The sequence below is a fragment of the Pseudomonas serbiensis genome (assembly GCF_030580745.1).
Taxonomy (GTDB): domain Bacteria; phylum Pseudomonadota; class Gammaproteobacteria; order Pseudomonadales; family Pseudomonadaceae; genus Aquipseudomonas; species Aquipseudomonas serbiensis.
Genome location: NZ_JAUQOO010000007.1, coordinates 113,422 through 132,179, shown reverse-complemented (window position 1 = coordinate 132,179; position 18,758 = coordinate 113,422). Strand labels below are relative to the sequence as shown.

The window sequence follows — 18,758 nt, the reverse complement described above, 5'->3', positions numbered from 1 at the left end:
TTGGGAAAAAAATTATTGCCCGCTGTGAGCTACGTCCTGTCTGTCAGACGTATTGGGCCGCCGCATAAGCCGATGCCCAGGCCCACTGAAAATTGAAGCCGCCCAGATGGCCGCTCACATCCAGCACTTCACCCACGAAATACAGCCCAGGCGATTTCAGCGATTCCATGGTCTTGGAAGACACTTCACGGGTATCGATCCCGCCCAGCGTAACCTCGGCGGTTCGATAGCCTTCGGTGCCGGCTGGCACGACCTGCCAGCCCGCCAGCTTTTCAGCGATCCCGGCCAGTTCTGCATGGGTGTACTGCTTCATCGGCTTGGAAACGAACCAGTGCTCGGCAATCAGGTTGGCCATCTTCTTGGTGAAGATTTCCCCTAGCAGGGTCTTCAACTCGCTGTTCGGGCGTTCGGCTTGCTGCTCGGTCAGCCAGTTCGGGACGTCGTGATCGGGCAGCAGGTTGATTTCCACGCAGTCGCCCGGCTGCCAGAACGACGAGATCTGCAGGATTGCCGGGCCACTGAGGCCACGGTGGGTAAACAGGATGTTCTCGCGAAAGCTCATGTCATTGCAGCTGACCAGACAATCCACTGAGGTTCCCGACAGCTCGCTGCACAGTTCCTTGAGCTGGTCGGTAATGGTGAACGGCACCAGCCCGGCGCGAGTCGGCAGCAGCGTATGGCCGAATTGCTTGCCGACCTGATAGCCGAAACCTGTGGCCCCCAGCGTCGGGATCGACAGACCGCCGGTGGCGATTACCAGCGATTCGCAGCTCAAGGTGCCAAGGGTGGTTTCCAGGCTATAGCCGGTTTCAGTCTTTTCGATCTGCTGCACGGAAGTGTCCATGTGCAGGCTGGCACCGGCCTGTCGGCACTCTTCGAGGAGCATTTCGAGAATGTCGCTGGACTTGTTATCGCAGAACAACTGGCCCAGCTTCTTCTCGTGGTACGGAACGCCATGCTTGGCGACCATGGCGATGAAGTCCCACTGGGTATAGCGGGCCAGTGCCGACTTGCAGAAGTGCGGGTTCTGCGACAGAAAATTGCCCGGCTCCGTGTACATGTTGGTGAAGTTGCAGCGCCCGCCACCGGACATGAGAATCTTCTTGCCCGGCTTGTTGGCGTGATCGATCAGCATCACCTTGCGCCCACGACCTGCGGCGGTGAGCGCACACATCAAACCTGCGGCGCCAGCGCCAATGATTACAACGTCAGTAACGGGCACAGCATGGTCCTCGTGTGGAGCCGGGAATAGTGTTCAACCTGTGGGAGGGGGCTTGCCCGCGACGCTTTTTACAAGATACGAACCCGCAACGACTTGCCCTTGATCTTGCCATTGTTCAAACGCTCCAGCGCCTGTTTGGCGATGCTGCGCTCGACGGCCACATAGGCCTGGAAGTCGAAGATGGCGATCTTGCCGACCTGCGCGCCCGGAACACCGGCCTCGCCCGTCAATGCACCCAGAATATCGCCCGGACGCAGCTTGTCCTTGCGACCCGAGCCGATGCACAGGGTTGTCATGGCAGGCAGCAACTTGCCGCCTTCCTTGACGCTCAGGTTGTCGTACTGCTGCCAGTTCAACGGAGCCTTCTGCAGCTCTTCGATGGCGCGGGCACGCTGGCTTTCCGAAGGGGCCACGAGGCTGACGGCAATACCTGTCTCGCCCGCACGCCCGGTACGACCGACACGGTGGATGTGGATTTCCGAGTCGCGGGCCAGCTCAACGTTGATGACCATGTCCAGTGCATCGATATCCAGACCGCGGGCTGCGACGTCGGTGGCGACCAGTACCGAAGTGCTGCGGTTGGCGAACATCGCCAGTACCTGATCACGATCACGCTGCTCCAGGTCGCCATGCAGGCCCACGGCGGACATGCCCTTGGCGGTCAGGTGGTCGACCACTTCCTGGACCTGCTGCTTGGTGAAGCAGAACGCGACACAGGAAGTCGGGCGGAAATGCCCAAGCACCTTGACCACCGCTTCCAGACGTTGCTCCGGGGAGATTTCGTAGAAAATCTGCTCGATCTGGCTGTCGGCATGCAGCGCTTCGACCTTGACGGTCTGTGGATCACGCATGAATTTGGACGCCAGTTGCTTGATACCGACCGGGTAGGTGGCCGAGAACAGCAGGGTCTGGCGACGTTGCGGAGTCTGTTCGATGATGTCGGCGATGGCGTCGTAGAAGCCCATGTCCAGCATGCGGTCGGCTTCATCGAGGATCAGCGTGTTCAGCCCGTCCAGTACCAGCGAGCCCTTGCGCAAATGCTGCTGGATACGGCCCGGCGTGCCGACGATGATGTGCGCGCCATGCTCCAGCGAACCGATCTGCGGCCCGAAAGGCACGCCGCCACAAAGGGTCAGCACTTTGATGTTGTCTTCGGAGCGTGCCAGACGGCGAATTTCCTTGGCCACCTGATCGGCCAGCTCGCGTGTCGGGCACATCACCAGCGCCTGGCAACCGAAGAAGCGCGGATTGATCGGGTTCAGCAGCCCGATACCAAAGGCGGCGGTCTTGCCGCTGCCGGTCTTGGCCTGAGCGATCAGGTCCATGCCCTTGAGAATCACCGGCAGGCTTTGCGCCTGAATCGGCGTCATCTCGGCATAACCAAGCGACTCCAGGTTAGCCAGCATGGCAGCGGACAGGGGCAAAGTGTTGAAAGCGGTGTTAGTCACGACAGAGGACCTGCAAAACAAAAATGTCGCGCAGTGTATCAGGTCGTAAGGCCAGCTCAGATGGCAATGTCGATAAATGGCGCAGCAAACTGTAGGAGCGAATTCATTCGCGAAAACAGTCATTCGCGAATGAATTCGCTCCTACTCCCTTTATCTCAATTTCTTACCTTCCTGCGCAGGCAGTTGCAGAAATATCCCCGCCGCAAACATCGCCAGTACTCCCACGCTCAGGAAGGTCAGTTGAAAAGCCCCCAGCACACTGCTGACTTCGCCCGTGGCCACGTCATCGGTAAAGCCGCCCAGCAGGGCGGCAGCGGATGCCACGCCCAGGCTCAGTGACAATTGCGCGACGACCGACAGCAGGCTGTTGCCACTGGCGGTGCTGGCGTCGTCCAGGTCGATCAGGGTCACGGTGTTCATGGCGGTGAACTGCAAGGCGTTCACTGCGCCCAGCAGGGCCAGATGGACAAGCAGCACCCAGTACGGGGTTTGAGTGTCCACCAGCGCCAGGGTCGCCAGCAGTATTCCAAGCAGCAGCGTGTTGCCGGTCAGGATGGTGCGATACCCCAGCAGTTCGATCAGCCAGCGGGCCACGGTTTTGGCGAACATTCCGGCGGCGGCCAGCGGCAGCATGCTCATGCCGGCCTGCGCCGGTGAATAACCCAGCGGGATCTGCAGCAGCAAGGGCACCAGAAACGGCAGGGCGCCACTGCCCAGTCGCGCAAACAGATTGCCCAGGATGCCCACCGCAAAGGTCCGGGTGCGAAACAACGACGGTGCAAAGAGTGGAAACTCTACATGCCCGGCCCGCAGCCAGTAGGCCGCCAGACAGCCCAGGCCGGCGAACAGCAGCAAGACCACGCGCATGTGCGGCAGGTGCAGCTCGCCCAGGCCTTCCAGCGCAATGGTGATCAGCACCATCGAGGCTCCGAACAGAATGAATCCTGTGCCGTCGAAACGTGTGCGCCCGCCGCCTGGGATATCCGGGATGAAATGCTTGACCGCATAGCAGCCCAGCAAACCCACCGGAATATTGATCAGGAAGATCCAGTGCCAACTGAAATACTCGACCATCCAGCCGCCCATGGTCGGCCCGAGCAACGGACCCAACAGGCCGGGCACGGTAATGAAGCCCATGATCCGCACCAGTTCCGAGCGTGGGTAGGCGCGTAATACGATCAAGCGCCCGATAGGCAGCATCAACGCGCCGCCAAGCCCCTGAATGATCCGTGCTGCCACCAGCATGTTCAGCGAGTTGGACAGTGCGCACAGCAACGAGCCGAAGCTGAACAAGAGGATGGCGCTGAAAAAGATGCGTTTGATGCCGAAGCGATCGGCAATCCACCCCGAAGCGGGAATCAGCAGGGCGATGGTCAACATGTAGGCAATGACCACCGACTGCATGCGCAGCGGATCTTCTTCCAGCGAACGGGCCATGGACGGCAGCGCCGTGTTGAGGATTGTCCCGTCCAGGCTTTGCATGAAGAAGGCGATGGCGATGACCCAAGGCATCCAGCGCAGGGTTTTTTCGTCCAGGTGCGGCATGTCGTTCCCTGTGATGTTGTGCGCGAATGAATTCGGCCCGTAGGAGCGAATTCATTCGCGAAGGGCGTATTACAACGTCAACGTCAGCTTGCTTATCAAAGCCCCGGGCAACTGAATGGAAGCTGTCTGCCGCTGGCTATAAGTACTGGCCGACAGGATAAGCTCCCGCTCGCGGGTCAGGTTTTCCAAAGCGTTGCCCAGCAGGCTGTAGGCGCTGTCATCAAAACGCATGGTGCTGACCGGTGCCACGATCTTGCCGTCCTCGACCCAGAAGGTCGCAAAGCGGGTCATGCCGGTCAGGCGTGCGGCAGACTGGTCGGAAAAATTCAGATACCAGAGGTTGCTGATATACAGGCCAGTGCCGAGCTGCTTGAGAATCTGTTCCTGCTCCAGAGTACCGCCCGCCATGCTCAGTGCGCTTGGCCACTCGCCGTTGTCCGCGCCGTTTGCTTGCAGGCCGTATTCGGCGGCGCTGCTGGAGTCGACCAGTTGTTCCCGTGCTTCGCCAGCGGCGATCAGGGACAGGTCTTTGCGTGGATAGCCTTCGCGGGAAAATGCCGGTGACAGTGAGCCGCTGACCTGTTCATCCAGGCTGAACAGCGGGCTGAAACGGGTGTCGCCGCTGTACAGTCGCTGCAACGGGCTGTGCTTGCTGGCCAGTGCCTGTGCGGAAAATCCGCCCCAGCACAGCATGCCGATGATTTCATCCAGTGCGGCAGGTGCCAGGTAAGCGCGGTACTGACCGGGCTCCAGAGTGCGCAGCGGACGCCCGAGAAACTCCAGCTGCTCGCGGGCCTGATTGAAGCGTCTGGTAAAGGCCTCGCTATTCCAGTCATGCCCGGCATAGTTGGCTTTCACGGCCTGGCCGTTCTCGTGGAACAGGCTCCAGTCGAAATTGAAGCTGTTGGCCTGATGCCAACCCAGCGCCCCCCAGGAACTGGCGAAGCCGCGATACACCGGACCTGCTGCATAAAAGCCCACCAGGTCCAGACCCTGGGACAACCCGCTGATCAGCTCCACGACTTGCCCACTGTCCGGTAGCGGCGGCTCTTGCAGATTGTTGCTGTGCCAGGCCTCGGTATTGGGCAGTAGATACGGGTCCTTGGCGAGTGATACCAAGGTTTCGCGCAGTTGCAGCAAGGCCTGCTTCAGACGCTGGCTGTCGACCTCGGCATCGCCGGAGAGTGTCAGTTCCAGATCGGCATGCCGCCCGTCATCGATCAGTTTGAAGGTCACGCTGGCTTGCTGCACATGCCCGGCCTGACGGACCTGGCCATGATTGAAGCGAATGAAATCCGAAGCTTCGGCGTTATAAGCCAGTGTGAAATGTTCGTTCGGGCCGATATCTGCCTTGAGGACGGCGACCAATGCCTCGAATTGCTGTTGATGAGACATCAGGCATCACCTCCAAATACATCGACATTGGCGAAGACACAGGCTGGCGAGGCATGACCGACACGCACCACCTGATTGGGTTCGCCCTTCCCGCAATTGGGCGTGCACAGCACCTTGAAGGTACTGGCATCGCCGACCGCGCTGAGGTTGCGCCAGAACTGCGCGGAAATAGCCCGATAGTTGGGGTTCTTGACCACGCCCCTGAGTTCGCCGTTTTCGATCAACTGGCCCCACTCGCAACCGAACTGGAATTTGTTGCGCGCATCGTCGATGGACCACGAGCGGTTGGTGGACATCAGGATGCCGTGCTCGATATTGCCGATCAGTTGCTCCAGCGACTGGTCGCCCGGTTCGATATTCAGGTTGGCCATACGGTCGATGGGTGGACGGTTCCAGTTACAGGCGCGGCTGTTGGCGACGCCCGGCAGGCCGGAGCGGTATTGCGACAGCGCACCACCCAATGGCCTCTGTAACAGGCCGTCGCGAATCAGGAACTGCTTGCTAGCCGCCGTGCCATCGTCGTCATGACCGTAACTGGCCAGTTGCTCGGGGATTTCGGGGTCGAACGTCACGTTGAGCAGGCTGGAGCCGTATTGCAGCGTGCCGAAGTCCGATGCCTTGACGAAGCTGGTGCCGGCGTAATTGCGCTCGTCACCCAGAATCCGGTCCAGTTCCAGTGGATGGCCGATGGATTCGTGGATCTGCAAGATCATCTGGTCCGGCATCAGCAGCAGATCACGCGGGCCAGTTGGTGTGTTGGGGGCCAGGATCAATTGCAGCGCTTGATCGGCAACCTGTGCGGCAGCGCCGATCAGTCCGCAATTGCTGATGATTTCTGCACCGCCTTGCTGGCCGAAGTTATCGCGGCCCAGGCTGCGGGTCTGGCTGTCACGACCGTCGTAGGCGGTTACCGTCATGCCTGGAAAGACGAAGCGCTGTGCCTGACGAATCTCGGCGCCTGCGCTGTTGAGGTAAATCTGCTCAACGTTTTCGAGTCCCAGCCCTGCTTGCCAGTTCACCAGACGCTCGTCTTTGGGTACGGCCTTCGACTCGGCCATCAGCACATCGATGCAATCGCTCAGGCTCGGGAAGGCATTGCTCAGGTTGGGCGACAGGTAATCGGCGCGGGCTGTCGAGACAGTCTGATCAGTCAGGTCCAGCAGCGAATGCGGCGCCAGGCGGCGAGCCAGCTCTTCGGCCTGGTGCAGCGCGGCCTGCAAGCCACGCTGGGAAATGTCGTTGGTGGCGGCGTAGGTTTCGACACCATTGAGGCGCACGGTCAGCATCGCCCCTTCATCGCTACCCAGCGATGGCGGCTCGGCCACGTTCTTGCGTACGCTCAGGTGCTGGCTGGTTCTGCGGACATAACGTACGGAAAAGAATTGCGCATCGCTCTGCAGTGCGGCGAACCGCTGCTTGAGCTGAGCGGAGAAATCGAACATGCAGAGAGGCTCCTTGTTGGGCGGGCAAGGTGTTCGCGAATGAATTCGCTCCTACTGTAGGAGCGAATTCATTCGCGAAGGGAACAGGCGTGCCCGCAGATCATAGAGTCTGAATCACGCCTGTGCTACTGAACCTCGCAGCGGTGTGCCGCGTGCCGGGCGATCACCTGCCACGAAGTAGTCGGCGGTGCTGCGTGGCAACGGCTGGCGGCCACGAATCCTGTCGGCGATCTTCTCGGCGATCATGATGGTCGGTGCGTTGAGGTTGCCTGTGGTGATGATCGGCATGATCGAAGCATCCACCACGCGCAGGCTTTCCAGGCCATGAACACGGCCCTGGCCATCGACCACCGCCATGTCATCGGTGCCCATCTTGCAAGTGCACGAGGGGTGGTATGCAGTTTCGGCGTGCTCGCGGACGAAAGCGTCCAGTTCTTCATCGGACTGCACTTCGATGCCTGGGCTGATCTCGCGGCCACGGTACGGGTCCAGTGCCGGTTGCTGCATGATCTCCCGAGTCAGGCGGATGCCGTCGCGGAACTCCTGCCAGTCCTGCTCGCTAGACATGTAGTTGAACAGGATGCTCGGGTACTCGCGAGGGTCTTTGGACTTGACCTGCACCCGACCACGGCTCGGCGAGCGCATGGAACCGACGTGGGCCTGAAAGCCATGCTCTTTCACACCTTTGGTGCCGTTGTAGTTAATGGCAACCGGCAGGAAGTGGTACTGGATGTTCGGCCACTCGAACTCTTCACTGGAGCGGATGAACCCGCCCGCCTCGAATTGGTTGCTGGCACCGATGCCTGTGCCGAGGAACATCCATTGCGCGCCAATGGCCGGCTGATTCCACCACAGCAGGGAAGGGTAGAGCGAAACAGGCTGGGTGCAGCTGTATTGCAGGTACATCTCCAGGTGATCCTGAAGGTTCTGGCCGACACCCGGCAGGTCGTGAACCACGGGAATATCTAGCGTGTTCAGCAGTTCGGCCGGGCCGACACCGGAGCGTTGCAGAATCTGCGGTGAAGCAATGGCGCCGCTGCACAGCAGGACTTCCTTGCGGGCACGGGCTTCGATGCGGGTATCGCTGTCGCCGACCAGATAGGCCACGCCCACGGCACGTTTGCCTTCAAACAGAATACGATCCGTCAGGGCATGAGTGACGATGGTCAGGGTCGGGCGCTTTTTGGCCTCATCCAGATAACCGCGAGCGGTGCTGGCGCGACGGCCATTGGGCGTCACGGTTCTGTCCATCGGGCCGAAGCCTTCCTGCTGATAACCGTTGAGGTCGTCCGTGCGCGGATAACCTGCCTGCACACCGGCTTCGACCATGGCCTTGAACAGCGGGTTATTGCCCGCCTTCGGCGTCGTCACGCTGACCGGGCCATCACCGCCGTGATAATCGTTGGGTCCGATGTCGCGGGTTTCGGCCTTGCGGAAATACGGCAGGCAGTCGAGGTAGCTCCAGTCTTCCAGGCCCGGTTCCTTGGCCCAGCCGTCATAGTCCATGGCATTGCCGCGGATGTAGCACATGCCATTGATGAGCGACGACCCACCCAGGCCCTTGCCGCGCCCGCATTCCATGCGGCGGTTATTCATGTGAGGTTCAGGCTCGGTCTCATAGGCCCAGTTGTAGCGACGGCCTTGCAGTGGAAACGCCAGCGCCGCAGGCATCTGGGTACGGAAATCCAGACGATAATCCGGGCCGCCAGCTTCCAGCAGCAGAACGGTGACGCCCGCGTCTTCGGTGAGGCGGGCTGCCAGGGTGTTACCGGCCGAACCAGCGCCGATGATGATGTAGTCGAATTCGGATTGCGTGGTCATAGAAAGTCCTTCGTAGGGCTGCAAGCCTCAAGTTTCAAGCTGCAAGCAAAGGCATTCAGGGGTGCCTGTAAGAATTGAGGCGGCAAGCGGCTTCACTTGAGGCTCGTAACTTGCCGCTTGCCGCTGGCTGTCTTAAAACACCGACGCGTAATCGCCCAACTCCACCTGTACGGATTTGATGCGTGTGTATTGCGCCAGTGAACTGATGCCGTTCTCGCGGCCGACACCGGATTGCTTGTAGCCGCCGACCGGCATTTCCGCCGCCGACTCGCCCCAGGCGTTGATCCAGCAGATGCCGGCTTCAAGCTGGTGAATCACGCGATGAGCGCGGTTCAGGTCGCGGGTGACGATGCCTGCTGCCAGACCGAAATCGGTGTCGTTGGCGCGGCGGATCACTTCTTCCTCATTGTCGTAACCGAGGATGCTCATCACCGGGCCAAAGATCTCTTCGCGCACGATCGTCATTTCATCGGTGCAGTCGGTGAACACGGTCGGGGCCACGAAGGCACCTTTGGCGAGGTCGCCTTCGGTCAGGCGTTCGCCACCGCACAGCAGGCGCGCACCTTCTTCCTTGCCCTTGTTGATGTAGCCCAGCACGCTTTCCATATGTTCGAAGCTGACCAGCGGGCCGAAGTTGGTATTTTCGTCTTCCGGGTTGCCGATGCGGATGCGTTTTACGCGCTCCAGGATTTTGGCTTCCAGTTGCGCCTTCAAGGCGTTGGGGACGAACACCCGTGTGCCGTTGGTGCAGACCTGACCGGAGCTGTAGAAGTTGGCCATCATTGCAATGTCGGCGGCACGATCCAGGTCCGCGTCGTCGAAGATGATCAGCGGCGACTTGCCGCCCAACTCCATGGTCACTTCCTTGAGCGAAGAGCTCGACGCGCTGGCCATGACTTTCTTGCCGGTGTCGGTGCCGCCGGTGAAGGAAACCTTTTCGATGCGCGGGTGCTCGGTGATCCAGGTACCGACTTCACGGCCGCTGCCGGTCAGCACGTTGAACACGCCGTCAGGAACGCCGGCTTCGGTGTAGATTTCCGCCAGTTTCAAGGTGGTCAGGGAAGTGACTTCGCTGGGCTTGAAGATCATTGCGTTGCCTGCCGCCAGTGCCGGAGCGGATTTCCACAGTGCGATCTGGATCGGGTAGTTCCAGGCGCCGATACCTGCGACCACGCCCAGTGGCTCGCGGCGGGTATAGACGAAGGAGGATGTGCGCAGCGGGATCTGTTCGCCCTCGATGGCGGGGACCAGGCCTGCGTAGTATTCCAGCACGTCGGCACCGGTCACGATGTCGACATAACGGGTTTCTGAACAGGATTTTCCGGTATCCAGGGTTTCCAGCGCTGCCAGTTCATCGTTGCGCTCACGCAGGATGTCTACGGCGCGGCGCAGGATGCGCGAACGCTGCATGGCGGTCATGGCCGCCCAGACCTTCTGGCCTTTCTCGGCACTGACGACGGCGCGTTCGACATCTTCCTTGCTTGCTCGCTGCACTTGCGCAAGCACTTCGCCGTTTGCCGGGTTGATGGCATCGAACGTGGCGGGGTTGCTGGCGTCTACGTAACCGCCATCGATATAAAGTTTTTGCAATTCGAAACGGGCCATAAAGTCCTCGCAAATTCAGGTGGTGGGCGATGACTGATTTCAGCGTGCCGGTAAGTTTGGGCAACATTGCGCTGCAGTCGTTCGGTGAACAAGGCTCTGAAGCGCTTCAGCCCACCGCTTTCGCCAGTTGAAAATCCATGTATTCGTAAGCGATCTGCTGCGCCTGCTCTGTGTCGAAGGCATCGCCTGACAGAGCGCCGCGCAGCCACAAACCGTCGATAAGCGCCGCAAGCCCACGGGCTGCGCTGCGTGCCTGCTCCAGCGGCAAAGCGCGGCGGAACTGGCAGCACAGGTTCGAGTACAGGCGGTGATCGTTGATCCGCTGCAACCTGTGCAGTGACGGGTGGTGCATGCTGGTGGCCCAGAAGGCCAGCCAGGTTTTCATCGCCGGGCCGTTGACCTGGCTGGCATCGAAGTTGCCCTCGATGATGACTTGCAGATGCGCCCTCGGGCTGTCATCGGTCAGCGCCTGACGGCGTTCGCTCACGCTCTGGATCAAGGCATTCATCAGGTGGCGCATGGTCGCCGCGATCAGGCCGTTCTTGTCCTGAAAGTAATGGCTGATGATGCCGTTGGAGACTCCGGCCAGACGCGCGATCAAGGCAATACTGGCGTCGCTCATGCCGACTTGATCGACCGCGCTGAGCGTGGCCTGGATCAGTTGTTGGCGGCGGATGGGTTGCATACCAACCTTGGGCATTGGCTTGAGTCTCCTTGGCTGCTGACCCTTTTTAGCCTAGTTGTTTTTAATTGAACGATCAATCAATAAAAACCTGTGGACGTGACAAAAGGGCCGTCGGAGCGCCGATTTTGTGGGAGGGAGCTTGCTCGCGACGAGGTCGTGTGAAGCGACCAAGCCCTCTCCCACAAAGAAATATTTAACCCAGATTCTTGCCCAGCAGCGCGTGATACAACTCGCTATCCCCCAGAATACCGACCACCTTGTTGCCATCCTGCAGCACCAGTTTGTTACCGGTCTGGTAGCGGATCTGCAAGGCGTCGCGCATGCCGATATTGGAATGCACCAGTGTCGGACGGCGATCCAGGCTGGAGACGTCCTGACCCGGTGTCCAGTTCTGCAGATCGAGCTGCGCAGTACCCTGGCGAGCACTTTTGATGACGTTGCCTTCGGCCAGGTCCAGCCAGGAATCCACGCCGGGGTCCAGGCATACCGAACCGTTGATCCGGGTGCAATTGTCGACGGTACGCATCAGGCTGCGGCCGCACAGCACATTGAGCGGATTGGTGTGGGCAACGAAGGTGCGCACGTAATCATCGGCCGGGTTGAGGACGATCTCTTCGGGCACGCTGTATTGAATGATCCGGCCGTCTTTCATGATGGCAATGCGGCTGCCCAGCTTGAGCGCTTCATCCAGGTCATGGCTGACGAAAACGATGGTCTTGCTCAGCTTGCTTTGCAGGGCCAGCAGTTCGTCTTGCAGACCCTGGCGAATCAGCGGGTCGAGAGCCGAGAAGGGTTCGTCCATCAGCAGGATGTCTGCATCCATCGCCAGCGCCCGGGCCAGGCCGACACGCTGCTGCATGCCGCCGGACAGTTCATCGGGTTTCTTGTTGCGCCATTGGGTCAGGCCGACCAGTTCAAGCTTTTCATCCACCAGCTTGCGTCGTTCCTTTTCCGGCCGCCCCTGCATTTCCAGGCCAAAGCTGATGTTCTCGCGAACCGTCAGCCAGGGCATCAGGGCGAACTTCTGAAACACCATCGCGATGCGCTGGGTGCGCATCATTTTCAGTTCTGCCGCCGTGCAATTGGCGATGTTGATCTGCGAGCCTTCATGCTCGACATACAACGAGCCACGGCTGACGGTATTGAGGCCGTTGATGCAACGCAGCAGGCTGGACTTGCCCGAGCCGGACAGGCCCATCAATACACAGATTTCGCCTTTTTCGATTTCCAGAGTGGCCTTTTCCACGCCTACGATCTGGCCGATCTTTTTCAGGATCTGGTCGCGCGTGAGGCCTTGGTCCAGCAGCTTGAGGGCCTCACGCGGGTCCTTGGCGAAGATGACGTCTACCTGATCGAATTTGATGATACTCATGCGTCGGACCCTACCTTGGCTTCGGGTTGTTTGCAGATACGGTCGAGCATGATGGCCAGCAATACGATCGCCAGACCGGCTTCGAAGCCCAGGGCGATATCAGCGGTGTTCAGTGCGTTGACCACGGGTTTGCCCAGACCGTCGGCGCCCACCAGTGCCGCGATCACCACCATCGACAGCGACAGCATGATGCACTGGGTAATGCCGGCTGCGATGCTGGGCATGGCGTAAGGCAGTTCAATGCGGGTCAGCAACTGGCGGCGTGACGAGCCAAAGGCTTTACCGGCATCGAGCAATTCATGAGGCACATCGCGAATGCCCAGATACGTCAGGCGGATCGGCGCGGCGATGGCGAAAACCACTGTCGAAATCAGACCGGGCACGACGCCCAGGCCGAAAAGCGTCAGTGTTGGAATCAGGTACACGAAAGTCGGTACGGTCTGCATCAGGTCCAGCAAGGGACGGATGACGGTGTAGAACATGGGTTTGTGGGCGGCGATGATGCCCAGCGGCACACCGATCACCACACAGACCAGCGTGGCGAAAAGCACCTGGGCCAGGGTCTCCATGGTTTCCTGCCAGTAATGCAGGTTCAGGATCAGCAGGAAGGCCAGGATGACGAAGACTGTCAGGCCCCATTTACGCTGGATGTAATGCGCCAGAGCCGCAATCAGGCCAATCAATACCAACGGGTTGAACCAGGTCAGGCCGAAGGTCAGGCCGTGGATCATCATTTCCAGGGTCGAGGCTATGGCGTCGAAGTAGTTGGCGCCGTGTTGCGTCAACCATTCGACAAAGGCCGCGATGTACTGGCCCAGAGGGATTTTTTGGTCAGTCAGCATGATATCGATTGTCCGCTTGCGGGAAGAAATGGGACAACAGGCGGGCAGGCCCGCCTGCCATCGTCTTACTGGGTCAGTTTGGCTTTGGCAGCCTCCAGGCCTGGCTTGCCATCTACGGTGGTAACGCCAGCGAGCCAGGTATCCAGTACTTGAGGGTTTTTCTTGATCCACGCCTTGGCGGCGGCATCGGGTTTCATCTTGTCGTCCAGAACGTTACCCATCAGCGTGCTTTCCATCGTCAGGGTGAACGATAGGTTCTTGAGCAACTGGCCGACGTTGCTGCACTCCTGAACATAGCCTTTGCGTGTATTGGTGAAGATAGTGGCCTGGCCGAAGTTAGGCCCGAAATACTCGTCGCCACCGGTCAGGTACTGCATCTTGAAACGGGTGTTCATCGGATGCGGTTCCCAGCCCAGAAATACCACGTCCGTACCACGCCGTGCTGCACGATCGACCTGCGACAACATCCCGGCTTCGCTGGATTCGACGACCTTGAAGCCTGCGGCCTTCAGACCGAAGGCGTCCTTGTCGATCATGCTCTGGATCAGGCGGTTGCCGTCGTTGCCCGGCTCGATCCCGTAGATCTTGCCGTCGAGTTCTTTCTTGAATCTGGCTATATCGGAGAAGTCTTTCAGGCCCTTGTCGTAAAGTGCCTGAGGGACGGCCAGGGTGTACTTGGCGTTTTCGAGGTTGGCGCGAACGGTTTCGACGGTACCCGCTTCGCGGTAGGCCTTGATGTCGTTTTCCATGGTCGGCATCCAGTTGCCCAGGAACACGTCCATGTTCTTGCCGTCAGCCAGAGACTTGTAGGTCACAGGCACGGAAATCATGGTGGTCTTGGTCTTGTAGCCCAGGGATTCGAGTACAACGCTGGTCACTGCGGTGGTGACCGTGATGTCAGTCCAGCCGACGTCCGAGAAGTTGACTGTATGGCACGCCTGCGGCTCAGCGGCCTGGGCCAGTAGCGGCAAGCAGAGCGTGGCGGCCAACAGCAACGATTTAGAACCTTTCATGGGGTGGACTCCTGTGAGTTCTTTCTATTCATCTCATCAGCAGGCGAGCGCTGACGCGGCTTACGTGTTGGCGAGGCATTTTGCGAAGCTCTATCACTGCGCCCGGCGATCGAGTCGAAGCCGATCATGTAACAGTGAAAATCAAACGCCTACAGGGGGCGTCGTATCCAGTACAGGCGGGGTCGCATCCAGTGTGAGCAAGGTCGCTTACAGATTCTTTCTATCGTGCAAGCGCACTTTTACCAGGATGGAGCAGCTAAAAACGGCCAGATAGTGGAGGCGACAAGGTGCATTGAAGTTCAGTGGTGCGGCGTATTTTCGGTTACAGGCATCGGTCGGCCTGCTCGCTTTTTGAACATTGCTGATGAGCGTCGCCACCTTTTAGCGCGAAAAAAACCGGTTGTGGCGCAGTGCTATTGCCTCGTGCGATGAGTGACACTGGCTCGCAGTTCTTTTCTTCCCTGTTTCCCTGAAGTGCTACCGAATTGCTCACTCTTCCCTTGCAGGTCATGGGCTGGCACGTCGCAATTGGACACGCCGGTCGCACCTGAATAGACGCTTCGCGACGTCGCTTTCAGTGGTTATTGAATGGCTATTCAATTTTAGGCATGGGATTTGCGATGGGATTGGCAGGCCATGCATGAAGCAAGGCTACTAAGAAGAGCCTCGCCTGAGGCCAACCAACGCCTAGAGTGAGGAGATACGTGATGACTTCGTTCAATGCAGGGGCGCAACCCCAGAACCGCGCACCACAGTCCATCGGCTTTCTGCTACTGGACAACTTCACCCTGATCTCCCTGGCGTCGGCGGTCGAACCCCTGCGCATGGCCAACCAGCTTTCCGGTCGTGAGCTTTATCGCTGGACCACGCTAAGTGTAGACGGCGGTCAGGTCTGGGCCAGCGATGGCTTGCAGATCACTCCAGATGCCGCCATGCACAAGGCGCCGGCACTGGACACCATCATTGTCTGTGGTGGTGTCGGCATTCAGCGTACCGTTACCCGTGAACATGTGAGCTGGCTGCAAAGCCAGGCCCGCCAGTCCCGTCGCCTGGGCGCAGTCTGCACCGGCAGTTGGGCATTGGCGTGTGCCGGTCTGCTCGATGGTTTCGATTGCAGCGTTCACTGGGAGTGTCTGGCTGCGATGCAGGAGGCTTTCCCGCGTGTGTCCATGAGCACTCGCCTGTTCACGCTGGACCGCAACCGCTTCACCAGTTCCGGTGGCACTGCGCCGCTGGACATGATGCTGCACCTGATCAGCCGCGATCATGGTCGTGAGCTGTCGGCTGCGATTTCCGAGATGTTCGTCTACGAGCGTATTCGTAACGAACAGGATCACCAGCGTGTGCCGCTCAAGCACATGCTGGGCACCAATCAGCCCAAGCTGCAGGAAATCGTCGCGTTGATGGAGGCCAATCTTGAAGAGCCGATCGACCTTGATGAACTGGCGGTTTATGTGGCGGTTTCGCGCAGGCAACTGGAGCGACTGTTCCAGAAGTACCTGCACTGCTCACCGTCGCGCTATTACCTCAAGCTGCGCCTGATCCGCGCCCGGCAACTGCTCAAGCAAACCCCCATGTCGATCATTGAAGTGGCATCGGTCTGTGGCTTCGTATCGACGCCACATTTCTCCAAGTGCTACCGCGAATACTTCGGCATCCCGCCACGTGACGAACGTGTGGGTTCAAACACCACCCAGCAAGTCGCCATGATGCCAATCCCCCAAGCCCTGGTACTGGCCCCGCTGTCTGGCCCCATGTCGGCATTGAGTCAGGCGCGTAACGAATCGACATTTGCGAGCGTGAGGTTGTAAGGCCCCTTTCGCGAATGAATTCGCTCCTGCCCCATCCGTGTAGGAGCGAATTCATTCGCGAAGGCTTAAATCCAAATGGCGTCCCATAGCGAGTAGTCCCCCAGTCGTGTTACCAAGCCTGCACGAAGGGGGTTGGCAACAACATAACGTGCCACGTTTTGCAGATTTTCTTCACGTCGGATCGCTCTGTCATGGAAGCCTTTCTGCCATAACTGTCCCTCTCTTTGAGTGGCTCTGTTGATGGACAGAGAGCTGCATGCCTTGACCTGCTTCATAAGTTGATCAAGGGAATAGTTGCCTAACTCCAACAACCAATGAAAGTGATCAGGCATTACGACCCAGGCCAATGACTTGGCTTGGCCAGACATCTGAGCACGCCTGAACTCTTCGACTATAAGTCGCCCCAGGCGAAAATCATTGAATATTGGAATGCGCTCTTGCACTACCGATGTGACTAGATAAATTTGTCCGGTTTGAGAGTATCGACCGAGTCTAAGACGGCAGGCCTGCGCATGTTTTGACATCTTTTGCCATCCTTGGCTAATGATTCAGAGATACCGAATCTAGCTGGATGACAGAGCAGTGCTTATCTAATGTCTGGCAGGATATTTCGGGCGGTATTTTCGCGAATGAATTCGCTCCTACGGGTTGTGCAGGAGATCACCCGCTGCCTTGGCGCCGCGCTGTCGCGCAGCAAACAGAGTGCGATGTAGGAGCGGACTTGTCCGCGATCGGCTGCGTAGCAGTCGTAGATTTGCGAGCGCTTCGCACTCGATCGTCGGAATGCCGCCCAAGACAAGTCCGCTCCTACAGAAAAACCCTTTAATTCATCATGTTGCGTTTATGTTTGATGAGAGCTAATTCATTCGCGAGGCATTACAAGCTAAACCGCGAAACCATGCTGTTCAGGTCGACTGCCAGGCGCGACAGTTCGTTGCTGGCTGCTGTGGTCTGGTTGGCACCTGTCGTCGACTGGGCTGACAGGTCGCGGATGTTCACCAGGTTGCGGTCGACTTCACGGGCAACTTGAGCCTGCTCTTCGGCGGCGCTGGCGATGACCAGGTTGCGTTCGTTGATTTCCTCTACCGCCGTATGGATGGTCTCCAGTGCCAGTCCGGCGCCTTTGGCGATGCTCAGGGTGGACTCCGCGCGTTCGGTGCTGTTGCGCATCGAGTTCACGGCCTGTTCGGTGCCGCCCTGGATGCTGCCGATCATGCGTTCGATTTCGCTGGTCGATTGCTGGGTGCGGTGCGCCAGGGCGCGGACTTCATCGGCCACTACCGCAAAACCACGTCCGGCTTCACCTGCGCGGGCAGCTTCGATGGCGGCGTTGAGGGCCAGCAGGTTGGTCTGGTCGGCCAGACCGCGAATCACATCCAGCACCTTGCCGATATCGCGGGACTCATTAGCCAGGTTGCTGATGAGTTCGGCCGTGCTTTGCACGTCGCCGCTCATGCGTTCGATGGCATTGACGGTTTCCACGACCAGATCACGGCCATCACCCGCCGACGAGGTGGCATTCTTCGAGGCTTCGGACGTGCTGGTTGCGTTGCGGGCAACTTCTTCGACGGCGCTGGTCATTTCGTTGACTGCAGTAGCTGCCTGTTCGATTTCGTTGTTCTGTTGTGCCAGGCCGCGAGCACTTTCGTCGGTCACCGCATTCAGTTCTTCTGCCGCTGAGGCCAGTTGAGTCGCAGAACCGGAAATACGTTGCAGGGTGTCGCGCAGCTTGCCTTGCATGGTTTCCATGGCCAGCAGCAAACGACCGGCTTCGTCGGTGCCATCAACCTTGATCGGACGTGTCAGATTACCTTCGGCAATGGTTTCGGCCGCATGCAATGCTGCTGAAATCGGGCTGGTAATGCTTTTGGTCAGCAGCCAGGCGAACAGAATGGTCAGCAGCGTGGCGACGACCAGCATGCCGATAACCAGATTGAAGGCCGAAGTATATTCCTGAGCGGCTTCACGCTTGGTGTCATTCAACTGTTCCGTGTTGATGTCCACCAGCTTGCCGAGTACCACGTTCATCTGGTCGGAGTTACTGAGCATTTCGTTATTGAGCAGGTCTTGCAGCTCATCGACCCTGTTGGCACGGGTCAGAATTTTCATACGCTCTTCGAGCTGACGGTATTGACCGAGCAACTGCACATACTGGTTATAGAGTGCTTGCTCCTTGGGATCGCCAATCAGCTTTTCATAGATGACCTGGGCTTCGCTGATCTGCTTGTTGCGCATGGCCAGCAGGTCGATGGTTTTCTGTTGAATATCAGGTTCGCGGTTGACCAGCAGGCGATAGGAAAGAACCCGCAGGCGGATACTCACCTCTGCAAACCGGTCCAGGCTTTTGATGCTGGGCACACTGTTCTCGGCCAGGGTTTCTGTCGCCACGCGGATCTTGCTCATCTGCGAAAGCGCGAAAATGCCGAGAATCAACATGAGGGTGCCGATCACGGCAAACCCGAGGAACGCGCGCGGCGCGATGTTCATATTACGTAGTGACATGGAAGTTCCCATAAGTAAGGCGCGTTCCATGCGTCGTATAAAAGCAAAGGCAAAT

At 58.8% G+C, this 18,758-nt stretch carries 14 protein-coding genes and 1 pseudogene; 1 reads left to right on the top strand and 14 read right to left on the bottom strand.

Features of this window, described 5'->3' with window-relative positions; all coding sequences use genetic code 11:
* Positions 1 to 43: 43 nt before the first annotated feature.
* The 11 genes from Q6A51_RS11400 to Q6A51_RS11350 all read right to left on the bottom strand — a co-directional run bounded on the left by Q6A51_RS11400 (position 44) and on the right by Q6A51_RS11350 (position 14,390).
* The gene (locus Q6A51_RS11400; RefSeq protein ID WP_304574832.1) at positions 44 to 1,222 is read right to left on the bottom strand and encodes a BaiN/RdsA family NAD(P)/FAD-dependent oxidoreductase; all 1,179 of its coding nucleotides are present in this window, start codon (positions 1,220 to 1,222) and stop codon (positions 44 to 46) included.
* A gap of 68 nt (positions 1,223 to 1,290) precedes the next feature.
* Positions 1,291 to 2,670: an ATP-dependent RNA helicase DbpA gene (gene dbpA, locus Q6A51_RS11395; protein WP_201018278.1), complete on the bottom strand. Its 1,380-nt coding sequence runs from the start codon at positions 2,668 to 2,670 to the stop codon at positions 1,291 to 1,293.
* Positions 2,671 to 2,820: 150 nt separating this feature from the next.
* The gene (gene mdtD / locus Q6A51_RS11390) at positions 2,821 to 4,215 is read right to left on the bottom strand and encodes a multidrug transporter subunit MdtD (RefSeq protein ID WP_201018277.1); all 1,395 of its coding nucleotides are present in this window, start codon (positions 4,213 to 4,215) and stop codon (positions 2,821 to 2,823) included.
* 69 nt (positions 4,216 to 4,284) lie between these two features.
* Entirely contained in the window at positions 4,285 to 5,610 is a 1,326-nt protein-coding gene (locus Q6A51_RS11385) for a TldD/PmbA family protein (protein WP_304574831.1), read from the bottom strand.
* Positions 5,610 to 7,052: a TldD/PmbA family protein gene (locus tag Q6A51_RS11380; protein WP_304574830.1), complete on the bottom strand. Its 1,443-nt coding sequence runs from the start codon at positions 7,050 to 7,052 to the stop codon at positions 5,610 to 5,612. The genes Q6A51_RS11385 and Q6A51_RS11380 overlap by 1 nt, the downstream gene beginning before the upstream one ends.
* 114 nt (positions 7,053 to 7,166) lie before the next feature.
* On the bottom strand, positions 7,167 to 8,873 hold the full coding sequence (gene betA / locus Q6A51_RS11375; protein ID WP_304574829.1) for a choline dehydrogenase: 1,707 nt from the start codon (positions 8,871 to 8,873) through the stop codon (positions 7,167 to 7,169).
* Between the two features lie 132 nt (positions 8,874 to 9,005).
* The gene (gene betB / locus Q6A51_RS11370) at positions 9,006 to 10,478 is read right to left on the bottom strand and encodes a betaine-aldehyde dehydrogenase (protein WP_201018273.1); all 1,473 of its coding nucleotides are present in this window, start codon (positions 10,476 to 10,478) and stop codon (positions 9,006 to 9,008) included.
* Positions 10,479 to 10,584: 106 nt separating this feature from the next.
* Positions 10,585 to 11,178 carry a transcriptional regulator BetI gene (gene betI, locus Q6A51_RS11365; protein ID WP_201001619.1) on the bottom strand — a complete coding sequence of 198 codons (594 nt, stop codon included), beginning with the start codon at positions 11,176 to 11,178 and terminating at the stop codon, positions 10,585 to 10,587.
* A 178-nt stretch (positions 11,179 to 11,356) separates the two neighbouring features.
* Positions 11,357 to 12,535: a choline ABC transporter ATP-binding protein gene (gene choV / locus Q6A51_RS11360; protein WP_201018272.1), complete on the bottom strand. Its 1,179-nt coding sequence runs from the start codon at positions 12,533 to 12,535 to the stop codon at positions 11,357 to 11,359.
* Complete coding sequence (gene choW / locus Q6A51_RS11355; protein ID WP_201001859.1) at positions 12,532 to 13,380, bottom strand: choline ABC transporter permease subunit; 849 nt, start codon at positions 13,378 to 13,380, stop codon at positions 12,532 to 12,534. Before choW ends, choV begins: the two co-directional genes overlap by 4 nt.
* 62 nt (positions 13,381 to 13,442) lie before the next feature.
* Positions 13,443 to 14,390: a choline ABC transporter substrate-binding protein gene (locus Q6A51_RS11350; RefSeq protein WP_304574828.1), complete on the bottom strand. Its 948-nt coding sequence runs from the start codon at positions 14,388 to 14,390 to the stop codon at positions 13,443 to 13,445.
* A 707-nt stretch (positions 14,391 to 15,097) separates the two neighbouring features.
* On the opposite strand from Q6A51_RS11350, the gene gbdR reads away from it, so the two are divergent.
* On the top strand, positions 15,098 to 16,201 hold the full coding sequence (gene gbdR, locus Q6A51_RS11345) for a choline metabolism transcriptional regulator GbdR (protein WP_201001626.1): 1,104 nt from the start codon (positions 15,098 to 15,100) through the stop codon (positions 16,199 to 16,201).
* Between the two features lie 65 nt (positions 16,202 to 16,266).
* On the opposite strand, the gene Q6A51_RS11340 is transcribed toward gbdR, so the two are convergent.
* The 3 genes and pseudogenes from Q6A51_RS11340 to Q6A51_RS27480 form a co-directional block, all read right to left on the bottom strand.
* Positions 16,267 to 16,725 (bottom strand): REP-associated tyrosine transposase, encoded by a 459-nt coding sequence (locus Q6A51_RS11340; RefSeq protein WP_304574827.1) that lies wholly within the window; start codon positions 16,723 to 16,725, stop codon positions 16,267 to 16,269.
* A 352-nt stretch (positions 16,726 to 17,077) separates the two neighbouring features.
* Entirely contained in the window at positions 17,078 to 17,941 is an 864-nt protein-coding gene (locus Q6A51_RS27485; protein WP_405046139.1) for a methyl-accepting chemotaxis protein, read from the bottom strand.
* A pseudogene (locus Q6A51_RS27480) lies at positions 17,933 to 18,688 on the bottom strand (MCP four helix bundle domain-containing protein); the annotation flags it as partial. The pseudogene Q6A51_RS27480 and the gene Q6A51_RS27485, both read right to left, overlap by 9 nt.
* Positions 18,689 to 18,758 lie beyond the last annotated feature (70 nt).